Source organism: Bradyrhizobium sp. (genome assembly GCF_035701725.1).
Classification (GTDB): domain Bacteria; phylum Pseudomonadota; class Alphaproteobacteria; order Rhizobiales; family Xanthobacteraceae; genus Bradyrhizobium.
This window is the reverse complement of record NZ_DASSRP010000090.1, coordinates 1-10,244: the sequence shown is the minus strand read 5'-3', so window position 1 is coordinate 10,244 and position 10,244 is coordinate 1. Positions and strand designations below refer to the sequence as shown.

The 10,244-nt window shown below is 63.6% G+C and carries 10 protein-coding genes and 1 pseudogene; 4 read left to right on the top strand and 7 right to left on the bottom strand.

The window, feature by feature from the left end; genetic code table 11:
* Both VFL62_RS04730 and ubiE read right to left on the bottom strand, forming a co-directional pair.
* Window positions 1-385, bottom strand: a pseudogene (locus VFL62_RS04730) (ubiquinone biosynthesis protein UbiB); the annotation flags it as partial.
* Complete coding sequence (ubiE, locus tag VFL62_RS04725; protein WP_325171216.1) at window positions 382-1,143, bottom strand: bifunctional demethylmenaquinone methyltransferase/2-methoxy-6-polyprenyl-1,4-benzoquinol methylase UbiE; 762 nt, start codon at window positions 1,141-1,143, stop codon at window positions 382-384. The gene ubiE and the pseudogene VFL62_RS04730, both read right to left, overlap by 4 nt.
* An 80-nt stretch (window positions 1,144-1,223) precedes the next feature.
* On the opposite strand from ubiE, the gene mutM reads away from it, so the two are divergent.
* Complete coding sequence (mutM, locus tag VFL62_RS04720) at window positions 1,224-2,105, top strand: bifunctional DNA-formamidopyrimidine glycosylase/DNA-(apurinic or apyrimidinic site) lyase (protein WP_325171215.1); 882 nt, start codon at window positions 1,224-1,226, stop codon at window positions 2,103-2,105.
* A 23-nt stretch (window positions 2,106-2,128) separates the two neighbouring features.
* Here the strand turns inward: mutM and VFL62_RS04715 are convergent, their stop codons facing one another.
* A complete protein-coding gene (locus VFL62_RS04715; RefSeq protein WP_325171214.1) occupies window positions 2,129-2,899 on the bottom strand; it encodes a ParA family protein in 771 nt (256 codons plus the stop codon).
* A 130-nt stretch (window positions 2,900-3,029) separates the two neighbouring features.
* Entirely contained in the window at window positions 3,030-4,373 is a 1,344-nt protein-coding gene (locus VFL62_RS04710) for a serine protease (RefSeq protein WP_325171213.1), read from the bottom strand.
* A 108-nt stretch (window positions 4,374-4,481) separates the two neighbouring features.
* Between VFL62_RS04710 and VFL62_RS04705 the strand changes: the two genes are divergently transcribed.
* Window positions 4,482-5,282 carry a molybdopterin-synthase adenylyltransferase MoeB gene (locus VFL62_RS04705; protein ID WP_325171212.1) on the top strand — a complete coding sequence of 267 codons (801 nt, stop codon included), beginning with the start codon at window positions 4,482-4,484 and terminating at the stop codon, window positions 5,280-5,282.
* A 109-nt stretch (window positions 5,283-5,391) separates the two neighbouring features.
* Here the strand turns inward: VFL62_RS04705 and VFL62_RS04700 are convergent, their stop codons facing one another.
* Window positions 5,392-6,396 carry an aldo/keto reductase gene (locus tag VFL62_RS04700; RefSeq protein ID WP_325171211.1) on the bottom strand — a complete coding sequence of 335 codons (1,005 nt, stop codon included), beginning with the start codon at window positions 6,394-6,396 and terminating at the stop codon, window positions 5,392-5,394.
* Between the two features lie 122 nt (window positions 6,397-6,518).
* Here VFL62_RS04700 and VFL62_RS04695 point away from each other — a divergent pair, with 122 nt between their 5' ends.
* Window positions 6,519-7,463 carry a LysR family transcriptional regulator gene (locus VFL62_RS04695; protein ID WP_325171210.1) on the top strand — a complete coding sequence of 315 codons (945 nt, stop codon included), beginning with the start codon at window positions 6,519-6,521 and terminating at the stop codon, window positions 7,461-7,463.
* Window positions 7,464-7,471: 8 nt separating this feature from the next.
* Here the strand turns inward: VFL62_RS04695 and VFL62_RS04690 are convergent, their stop codons facing one another.
* Entirely contained in the window at window positions 7,472-8,473 is a 1,002-nt protein-coding gene (locus VFL62_RS04690) for a D-glycerate dehydrogenase (RefSeq protein WP_325171209.1), read from the bottom strand.
* A gap of 358 nt (window positions 8,474-8,831) precedes the next feature.
* On the opposite strand from VFL62_RS04690, the gene VFL62_RS04685 reads away from it, so the two are divergent.
* On the top strand, window positions 8,832-9,296 hold the full coding sequence (locus VFL62_RS04685) for an SH3 domain-containing protein (RefSeq protein WP_325171217.1): 465 nt from the start codon (window positions 8,832-8,834) through the stop codon (window positions 9,294-9,296).
* Window positions 9,297-9,362: 66 nt separating this feature from the next.
* On the opposite strand, the gene irrA is transcribed toward VFL62_RS04685, so the two are convergent.
* The gene (gene irrA, locus VFL62_RS04680; protein WP_325171208.1) at window positions 9,363-9,851 is read right to left on the bottom strand and encodes an iron response transcriptional regulator IrrA; all 489 of its coding nucleotides are present in this window, start codon (window positions 9,849-9,851) and stop codon (window positions 9,363-9,365) included.
* Window positions 9,852-10,244: the final 393 nt, after the last annotated feature.

Genomic DNA, 10,244 nt, shown 5'->3' with positions numbered 1-10,244 from the left:
CAACCGCGGGACCGAGGCTTGCGAAAGCCTGTGAAATAGGGCGCTCCAGCGAGGTCGCGATCACCGCCTCGGCTTCTTGTTGCGGAAACGGCGGCAGGCGGTCCTGCAGGCTTTCGAGATCGCGCGCCAGCACCACGCCGACCACATCCGGTCGCGTGGCGAGGAATTGTCCAAGCTTGAGATAAGCGGGCCCCAGGCGGGTCAGGGCGCGCGACAGCCGTGGGCCCGACTTGGCGCCCGATCGTTCGAACATCCGCGCGAACTTCAGCGCCAACTGCCCTGGCGGCGGCACCAGAGACGGATCGACGGTGCCGAAAACGCCCTCACGCGCAAACACGAACGCAGCGCGGACGACCCGCGCGATATGCATCGTTGCCGAAATCACAAACGCCAGCCCGAATGCAATGCCACGATGCCGCCCGAAAAACTCTGCCAGTTCACGCGGGAAAATCCCGCCTGGCTGATCATCTCGGCGAACGCGCCGGGCCTTGGAAATTTCCGGATCGATTCCACCAGGTACTGGTAGGACTCGGCGTCGCCGGTGATGGCGCGCCCCAGCGGCGGAATCACGTTGAACGAAAACAGATCGTAGAGACGATCGAGCCCCGGCACGTCGACCGCCGAGAATTCCAGACACAGGAAACGGCCGCCCGGCCGCAATACGCGATAGGCTTCGTTCAACGCACGGTCGATCCGCGGCACGTTGCGGATGCCGAACGCGATCGTATAGGCATCGAAGCTTCGATCGCCGAACGCAAGCTCCTCGGCATTGCCTTCGACAAACGAGACGCGGTCATCGAGATGGCGCGCGGCCGCGCGTTCGCGCCCGACTGCCAGCATGTCAGAATTGATGTCGCAAACCGTTGCCTTGAAACCGCTGCCCGCCGCATCCGCGGCACGGAAGGCGACATCGCCGGTGCCGCCCGCGACATCGAGCAGCGCGAACGGAATGTCGGAGCGCGGCGGATTGAGCGCATTGATCATCAGGTCTTTCCAGACGCGATGCAGACCCGCCGACATCAGATCGTTCATCAAGTCATAGCGTCGCGCCACGCTGTGAAAGACGTCATTGACCAGCGTCTGCTTGTCGCCGAGGGCGACGTCCCTGAAGCCAAAATGCGTGGTTTCGTCCGGTTGGCTCATTCCATCCTCTTTGTGGCCGGACCATAGCGCGGCCGCCGCAATGGCGCTATCACGTCCCCAGATGAAGGTGAACACGACCTATGCCTGAATTACCCGAAGTCGAGACCGTCCGTCGCGGTTTGCAGCCGGCCATGGAGGGGGCGCGGATCAAAAAAGCCGAAGTTCGGCGCAAAGACCTTCGATTTCCGTTTCAGAAAGATTTTGCCAGCCGCCTTGAAGGTCAAACCGTGACCGGGCTCGGCCGCCGCGCCAAATATCTGATGGCCGATCTGGCCTCGGGCGACGTGCTTTTGATGCATCTCGGCATGTCCGGCTCGTTTCGTGTCGTCACAGACGGTAACGGCCATGGGCCCGGCCAGTTTCATCATCCGCGCAGCGAGGACCGTGCGCACGACCACGTGCTGTTTCATATGTCGTCCGGCGCCCTGATCATTTTCAACGATCCGCGCCGCTTCGGTTACATGAAAGTCATCGCGCGCGAGGCGATCGAGGACGAGCCATTGCTCAGGGGACTTGGTCCCGAGCCGCTCGGCAATGAATTCGACGCCGACATGCTGGCGCGGTCCTGCGCCAACAAGAAAACCAGTCTCAAGGCAGCGCTGCTCGACCAGCGCGTGGTCGCCGGCCTCGGTAACATCTATGTCTGCGAGGCGCTGTTTCGCGCGCGTCTGTCGCCGCGCAGGCTGGCGGCGACGCTCGCAACCAAGAAGGGCGAGACCACCGATCATGCGCGGCGTCTGGTCGAGGCGATCCACGCCGTGCTCAATCAGGCAATCAAGGCCGGCGGCTCATCGCTGCGCGATCATCGACAGACCTCGGGTGAACTCGGTTATTTCCAGCACTCGTTTCAGGTCTACGACCGAGAAGGTCAGAAATGCCAGACCAAAGGCTGCGGCGGCATCGTGCGCCGCTTCACCCAGAACGGACGTTCGACCTTCTGGTGCCCGAAGTGTCAGAAATGAAACGCCGGAAATAGCGTGGCCCGTTAGAGGCCCGCATCCCAGGGAGCGAGGCCATCGCCCCAACCGGCGCGCGGCGCGCTCGCGGTCTCGCCGCTTTGTGCGGCGACCGGCACGAGCGGAAAGCTGGCGTCCGGAAACGCTGCAGGCTTGGAGGCGGTCGCGCCGAGCCGGGCCTCGACCCATCGCCAGAGCTGACCGATTTCCTCGGCGGATTTGCCGGTGGGCGCATATTCGCTGACCGCAAGTCCGCAAGCGAGTGCGTCCTGGTGATCGTTGCGCATCGCGATGAAAGGCTGCGCCAGCACATCGCTCATCTCGCGCGCCGCGCCATCGCCGAGCGCAAGCGCGGCGTTGTCGATGCGGCGTCCACGAATCGGCGTCTGGTTGAGGACGAACGCGAACGGCTTCTGCCAGCCGCGAACCGCCTTCAGCGTCGCCGCGCAGGCCTCGATGTCGGTAATACTGGGCCGCGCCGGAATCAGGCAGAGGTCGGCGCAGCGGATCGCGGCCGCCGTGGTGGCGCTGACGCCGCTGGCGGTGTCGATCACGACCAGCGTGACGCCACCGCGCGCCAGCGCCTCGAGGCGGGTCTCGATCCGGCCGACGTTGTAGATGGTCTCGACCATGGGCTCGGCGATCCCGCGCCGGCTCTGCCAGTTCGATAATGTGCCTTGCGGATCGGTATCGATCAGCCGCACGTTTTGGCCGGCTTTTTTGGCGGCGAGTGCCAGCCCGATGGCCAGCGTGCTCTTGCCGCTGCCGCCTTTCTGAGTGGCCAAAACAACCGTGTGCATCCGAAGGACTCCTTCGCGGGCCGAATCAGCTTAAGGGTAGCATGACAGGCTCGCGCCGCCGGCGGCATCCGGGCAAATACCGAAGTGTTTACCAAGTGTTAACTATTGTGACGGCGCGGCGAATCGGCGGCTATTTGCGCACGCAGATGACGCGGACGACGGCGGAAGCCGCATCATTTGCGCCTTGGTATGCGCTCACGCCATTCGCCTTCAGGAACTCGCGGACCGCCGCCGCCGACACCAGCACGGATTGGGCGGATGCCGCGCCGGTTGCGACCGCCGGTTTCAGCAGCGCCAGGCCGGCAAACTTGCCGCCATCGTCGCGGGCCGCGGCCCCGGAAAACCCCGCCGCCGGTGTCGGCGACAACGCGAGGTCGCCGCCGCTGCCCGCCGGCGTCACCGCCGCCTTGATCGTGCTTGCGGCGCGGCCGCCAGACTGATTTTGCGGATCGGAAATGCCGATCAGTTCGATGCTGGCCTTGTCTGCGGTGTCGGAGGTGAGGCTGAGCGGCTTCAACCCATGTGCGCCATAGACGCGAAGCAGCGCCAGATCATGCTCCTTGTCTTCGGCGATGCGGTCGGCGTTGCCGAATGGCGGGACCGTGATCGCAAGACATTCGTCGGTGACCTGCCGGTCGGCGACGATCGCGCCGTCTTCGCTCACGACGACCCCGGTGCCGTATTCAACCGTCTTGCGCGGCGGCGGCGCGGCTTTGACCGGGAATGGGTTGAACGCGCTCGACATCGCGATCACCACCGGCTCGACCGTATTCTCGGTCGCCTGATCGTAGAGAATGGTGAGGATGCGGACTTCGTCGCCTTTAAAGGTGCCGCGAACGTAGAACTTCTTCAGCCCCTGCAGGCCCGACAGCACGAAGAAATCCGGCTTGACCACGGTGTAGTCGACCGCGCGGCCGGCGGGCTCCTTCTTTTCGCGATCGGCGAGCTTCGCCGTGGTCGGGTTGGCTTCCTTGCGCCGCGTCAGCAGCACCTGGATCGTGCCGGTCGGCGAACTCCATTTGGTGCCGTTGGCGTCGGAAGTCTGCTGCGGCACCAGCTTGGTTGGAATGCCGAGTTGAACGCCGCTCGCCGCATCCGTAACGATCTTCCATCCGGCGTTTTCGCGGCGTCGCCGTCCGGTCTCGGCCAGCACCATGCGCTCCTTCGGATTGAGCACGCCGGTCGGCCTGCCGCCGCTCGCCTTCTGATATTCCTTGATCGCCTCGACCATCCGCTCGCTGACGTCGCCGGTGATGGCCCCGTTGTACTGGCCGACCCAGGCGAGATCGGCCTGGATCGACATGCGCTCGCTCTGGCCCATCGCGTTCGCGGTATCAGACGGCGTTTGCAATGCCGGACGCGCGGCGGCTGTGGCCTGTTTCGACTTGGCGCCTGCCGTCGGGGCCGGCGTCTGGGCCTGCGCAGAAGCACATGTGGCGATAAACACAACTATTGCCGCCGACATCGATCTCATGACACGTCTCAGGTCCATTGACGAAGCCTCAATTAAGCACATCTGTTGGGTCGGCACTATTGGCTGGACGGTTCAGCGTAGCTTGGCCGGAAAAGGTAAGTTTGCGACATGTTGAGTTCTGAAGAACTCGAGCGCTATGCCCGCCACATCGTTCTGCGCGAGGTCGGCGGGCCCGGCCAGACGGCGTTGAAGGGAGCCTCAGTGCTGGTGATCGGCGCCGGCGGTCTCGGCGCGCCGGCGCTGATGTATCTGGCCGCGGCCGGGGTCGGCACCCTGGGCGTGGTCGATGACGACGTCGTGTCGCTCTCCAACCTGCAACGTCAGATCATTCACGATACCTTCGATATTGGAAAACCAAAAGTCGATAGCGCCGCCGAGCGCATCGGCCGCCTCAATCCGCATGTGAAGTTCGCCGCGCATGCGACGCGGATGAACGCCGACAATGCGATGGAGCTGATCGGCGGTTATGATCTCGTGCTCGATGGCTCCGACAATTTCGAGACGCGGTATCTGGTGTCGGATGCCTGCTTTCTCGCAGCGAGGCCCTTGATCACGGCAGCGCTCGGCATGTTCGACGGGTCGCTGACCACGATCCGGGCGCACGAGAAAAACGCCGATGGCGTATTCAATCCGACCTATCGCTGCCTGTTTCCGGAACCGCCGCCGCCGGGCACGGTGCCCGCTTGCGCGGAGGCTGGCGTGATGGGCGCGCTCGCCGGCATTCTCGGCTCGATGATGGCGCTGGAAGCGATCCGCGAAATCGTCGGTTTCGGCGACGGGCTGGTCGGACGTCTCCTGATGGTCGACGCACGCGCGATGCGGTTCGAGACGCTGCGTTATCAGCGCGATCCGCTCAACCCCCTGAATGGCGATGCGCTGACCATCACGGATCTGAGCGGGCATCGCTGACAACCGATCCGCCTCCCTCTCGCGGAAAAGGGAGAGGTTGACCCGCTCCCGTTTCTCTTCCAGAGCAAGCGGCCTCTACTTTTTCATGGAGACATAAGCAAGAGCTTCGTCACGCGCTCGCGCGCTTCTCGCTGTCCATGTGCACGAGCTGCGCCTCCGGATAGCGGTGGCCGGCCGCCGCGCCGGGCGGGAACGCCTCTTCGAGCGCCGTCAGATGTTCGTTCGTCAGCTTGACGTCGAGCGCACCGAGCGCCTCTGAAAGGCGGTCGCGCCGCCGCGCCCCGATCAGCGGCACGATGTCTGCGCCCTGCGCGGCGACCCAGGCGATCGCGACCTGCGCCGGCGTCGCACCGATGTCATCTGCGATGGCGCGCAAGGATTCGACCAGCGCCAGATTGCGATCGAGATTCTCGCCCTGGAAGCGCGGGCTGTTGCCGCGAAAATCCTGCGCGCCCGAACGGTCCTTGGTCCAGTGGCCGCTGATCAGCCCGCGCGACAGCACGCCGTAGGCGGTGATGCCGATGCCGAGTTCGCGGCAGGTCTTCAGGATGTCGTTCTCGATGCCGCGCGACAGAAGCGAATATTCGATTTGCAAATCAGCGATCGGATGCACGGCGTGGGCGCGGCGAATGGTCTCGGAGCCGACTTCCGACAGGCCGATGTGCTTGATGTAGCCCTTTGTCATCATCTCAGCCATCGCGCCGATCGTGTCCTCAATCGGCACGTTCGGATCGAGCCGGGCGGGGCGGTAGATATCGATCGCCTCGACGCCGAGCCGTTGCAGCGAATAAGCGAGGAAGTTCTTCACCGCGGCGGGACGGCTGTCGTAACCGTTCCATTTGCGCTCGACCTCGCGCAGCGCGCCGAACTTGACCGAGATCTGCACGTTGGCGCGATTGCGCGAGGACAGCGCTTCGCGGATCAGCATCTCATTGTGGCCCATGCCGTAGAAGTCGCCGGTGTCGAGCAGGGTGATGCCGGCGTCCAGCGCCGCATGGATGGTCGCGATGCTCTCGTTGCGATCGGCCGGTCCGTAGAAGTCCGACATGCCCATGCAGCCGAGTCCGATGGCGGAGGTGGTGGGGCCGGATTTACCGAGCTTGCGGTGTTCCATAGGGGTGCTCCGAAAGTGGGGTGCGGAAAAGTTCGCAACCGTTGAAGTGCCCCCGATATGACGCCTGGCCATTGAAACGATAAGATAGACAGTCGTGAATAGATTGTTCATTCTATCGAACAATGAGCGACCTCGATCTCCGCGATCTCGACGCTTTCGTGGCCATTGCGCGCGCGAAAAACTTTCGCCGGGCGGCGCTGGATCAGCGCGCATCGGTTTCCAGCCTCAGTCAGCGGCTGCGCGGCCTCGAGGAGCGGCTTGGCGTGCGGCTTCTCAATCGCACCACACGGAGCGTAGCGCTCACCGAAGCCGGCGAGCTGCTGCTCTCGCGGGTGGCGCCCGCGATGCATGACGTCAATGGCGCGCTGGACGAAGTCCGCGGTCTGCGCGGCGTGCCGTCGGGGCGGTTGCGCATCAACGCGCCGCCGCCGGCGATCGATCTGGTGCTGGCGCCGATGGTCGCGCCGTTTCTCGCCGCACATCCGCAGATCGATTTCGAGCTTGTCGGCGAGAGTAGCTTTGTCGACATCGTGGCGCAGGGCTATGACGCCGGCGTTCGCTATGGCGAGCATCTGGCGCAGGACATGATCGCACTCGCGCTCGGCCCGCCGCAGCGCTACGCGTTGGTGGCCTCGCCGGATTATCTCGCCAGGCACGGCAAGCCGAAACATCCGAAGGATCTGCTCGGCCACCGCTGCGTCCGCATTCGCTACGGCCGCGGCGCGATCCAGGATTGGGAATTCGAAAAGTCCGGGCGCGTGGTCAAGGTCTCGCCGGCGGCGAAGTTGATCGTCAACTATCCCGGGGTCGCCTACCGCGCCGCCCACGACGGTTTCGGCTTCTGGCTCACCTTCGAAGGTTATGTGCGCGAGCCGATCAAGGCCGGAAAGCTCATCAGCGTGCTGGAAGACTGGTGCGCGCCGTTTCCCGGACCGTTCCTGTACTATCCGAGCCGTCGCCAGGTGCCGCCGCCGCTCGCCGCTTTCGTCGCCTTTGTCGGCGAATGGCGGAAGCGGGAGCGAGGCAAAACCTCCGTCGTCCCGGACAAGCGGGACGACAGAATATGATATGCGCCTCACAGCATGCTGGGCAGCACGCGATCCGGCGGCTTGTGGTTGTCGAGGAAGGTTCTGATATTGATGATCACCTTCTCGCCCATCTCGACGCGGCCCTCGATGGTGGCCGAGCCCATGTGCGGCAGCAACGTCACCTTGCCGGCCTTGGCGAGCCGAACCAGCTTCGGGCTCACCGCAGGTTCGTGCTCGAAAACGTCGAGGCCGGCGCCGGCGATGTCGCCGCTTTCGATCAACTTGGTCAGCGTTTCCTCGTCGATCACCTCGCCGCGCGCCGTGTTGACGATATAGGCGTCTTTTCGGATCAGCTTGAGCCGCCGCGCCGACAACAGGTGGAACGTCGCCGGCGTGTGCGGACAATTCACCGAGATGATGTCCATCCGGGCCAGCATCTGGTCGAGGCTTTCCCAATAGGTAGCGCCGAGCTCTTCGGCGATGCGCGGAGCGACAGGTCGGCGGTTGTGATAGTGGATTTGCAGGCCGAACGCGTGCGCGCGGCGTGCGACCGCCTGGCCGATCCGGCCCATGCCGACGATGCCGAGGCGTTTGCCGCCGAGGCGATGGCCGAGCATCCAGGTCGGCGACCAGCCCTCCCAGTTCTTGCCTTCGGTCAGGATGGAGGCGCCCTCGATCAGCCGGCGCGGCACCGCCAGGATCAGCGCCATGGTCATATCGGCGGTATCTTCGGTCAAGACTTTCGGCGTGTTGGTCACGGTGATGCCGAGCGCATGCGCGGCTGTGACGTCGATATTGTCGACACCGTTACCGAAATTGGCGATCAGCTTCAGCTTGCCTTCGGCCTGCTTGAGCACCTCTTCACTGAGATGATCGGTGACCGTTGGCACCAGGACATCGGCGGTGCGGACCGCATCGACGAGCTGTTCCGGCGTTAGCGGCGCATCGTCGAGATTCAGTCGGGCGTCGAACAGCTCGCGCATCCGGGTCTCGATCGAGTCCGGCAGCTTGCGGGTGACGACGACGAGAGGTTTCTTCTTAACCGACATGTCCTGCCCTCATGAGGTTGTTCAGACCTCATTAACCCGGCTGTTCGACACTGCACTGCCGCGTGGTCCGGGCGTTTCCGCATGGCCCGACGTCACCGTCGGAGTCGTCGCGGGACTTTTTCGGGGTCTTTCGTTCTGGCTTTCCGTCCTCTCTAGCAGAAGGCCGGGCCAAAACAAGAACCCGGGAGGGAACCGGGTTCAAGCCGAGGGTCATCGGCCGGCAGGGGCTTTGGGGTCTTACAGGTACAGGTGTCGCAGCTCGAAGAATTTTGAGCTGATCTCGGCAGGAGACGCGTGGATGGCGTGGGGGCGTTTGGGTTTGACGGTGCTTGCCGCCTGGCTCTCAGGTGCGCCGTTGATGGCGATGGCAGCGGCCAGGGACGCCGCGATGACGACCAGCGGTCTGCCCGTTCCGCGCTATGTCAGCCTCAAATCAGATCATGTGAACGTTCGCGCCGGTCCGACCAAGGACAACGACGTGGCTTGGGTCTATACGCGCTCCGGCCTGCCGGTGGAAATCACCGCCGAATTCGAAAACTGGCGCCGGGTGCGGGATTCGGAAGGCGCGGAGGGGTGGGTCTACCACTCGCTATTGTCCGGGCGCCGCACCGCGGTCATCACCATGAAGAACAAGGACGACCTCGCCGCGCTTTATGAGCGGGCCGATGCCTCGAGCGCAGTGAGTGCCCGTTTGCAGGCCGGCGTCGTTGCGCAGGTCAAGCATTGCGCCGCCGGCTGGTGCCATATCGCGGGCAACGGGTTTGACGGCTGGATCGAGCAACAGCGGCTCTGGGGCGTCTACGCCGACGAGAAAGTGGATTGATGCGGTGCTGTCGTTGCCGGGCATAGCGTTCTCTTGAACGGCTATGCCCGTGTATGACACTCAAAGTCAGCGCTTCTTGCGCAGGCGGACCACCATGTCGATCCGCGCGATCTCGTAGCCCTCGGGCACGTCGGGCATCGTCGACAAAACCAGATGCGGGTCGGGAATATCGACCAGCTCGTGATTATTCTCGAGGTAGAAGTGATGGTGTGCCGACACGTTGGTGTCGAAATAGGTCTTGGTGCCGTCGACCGACACCTGACGGAGCAGGCCGGCGTCGGTGAGTTGGTTCAGCGTGTTGTAGACGGTGGCCAGCGACACGGGAACCTTGGCGAGCGTCGCTTCCTCATAAAGCATTTCAGCGGTCAGATGCCGGGCACCCTTGCCGAACAACAGCCACCCCAATGCCATCCGCTGCCGCGTCGGGCGTAGTCCCGCGGATTGCAGCATTTCGTTGACATCATGCCATGGGCAGCCGGTCAGCGCCGGCTGGCGTCCCGCCGGGGCATCCACGGTGTCGTCATTCAATTCTGAACGATTATCGGTCGTTTCCACTTATGGCACCGCACTGTCAAATCCGGACTATCTCGCCGGAATATATGGAGGAAATTCCTTAGATGCAAGTTTTTCGCAACTAGAAGGGGCCTAAGTCAAGCCACGGGAACATATCGCGCGATGCGGCGATTTACCCGCTGGCGGGCACTTTGCCGAGCCTTGGGGCCTATGATAGAGAGCGCCCGGACCCGGCTGACCGGTTTCGGCACAGTGAAGCGTCGGCAGCGTTAAGGCCCTCTTGGCCTTCCGGAATTCGTGCCAAATGGCAGTCGTTTTGGCGCGCTTCCCACCATATAAAGCGGGTCCTGGTCGCGGCAAATGCTCAATCGGGGATTGTGAGAAGGGGCACTTTGATATGCTCAATCGGCGCAGCGGTTATGAATATGAGGATCT

Excerpts from the sequence above, each read along its gene's own strand:
- ubiE (WP_325171216.1), bottom strand. The coding sequence starts at position 1,143 with ATGAGCCAACCGGACGAAACCACGCATTTTGGCTTCAGGGACGTCGCC.
- mutM (WP_325171215.1), top strand. The coding sequence starts at position 1,224 with ATGCCTGAATTACCCGAAGTCGAGACCGTCCGTCGCGGTTTGCAGCCG.
- VFL62_RS04715 (WP_325171214.1), bottom strand. The coding sequence starts at position 2,899 with ATGCACACGGTTGTTTTGGCCACTCAGAAAGGCGGCAGCGGCAAGAGC.
- VFL62_RS04710 (WP_325171213.1), bottom strand. The coding sequence starts at position 4,373 with ATGAGATCGATGTCGGCGGCAATAGTTGTGTTTATCGCCACATGTGCT.
- VFL62_RS04705 (WP_325171212.1), top strand. The coding sequence starts at position 4,482 with ATGTTGAGTTCTGAAGAACTCGAGCGCTATGCCCGCCACATCGTTCTG.
- VFL62_RS04700 (WP_325171211.1), bottom strand. The coding sequence starts at position 6,396 with ATGGAACACCGCAAGCTCGGTAAATCCGGCCCCACCACCTCCGCCATC.
- VFL62_RS04695 (WP_325171210.1), top strand. The coding sequence starts at position 6,519 with ATGAGCGACCTCGATCTCCGCGATCTCGACGCTTTCGTGGCCATTGCG.
- VFL62_RS04690 (WP_325171209.1), bottom strand. The coding sequence starts at position 8,473 with ATGTCGGTTAAGAAGAAACCTCTCGTCGTCGTCACCCGCAAGCTGCCG.
- VFL62_RS04685 (WP_325171217.1), top strand. The coding sequence starts at position 8,832 with ATGGCGATGGCAGCGGCCAGGGACGCCGCGATGACGACCAGCGGTCTG.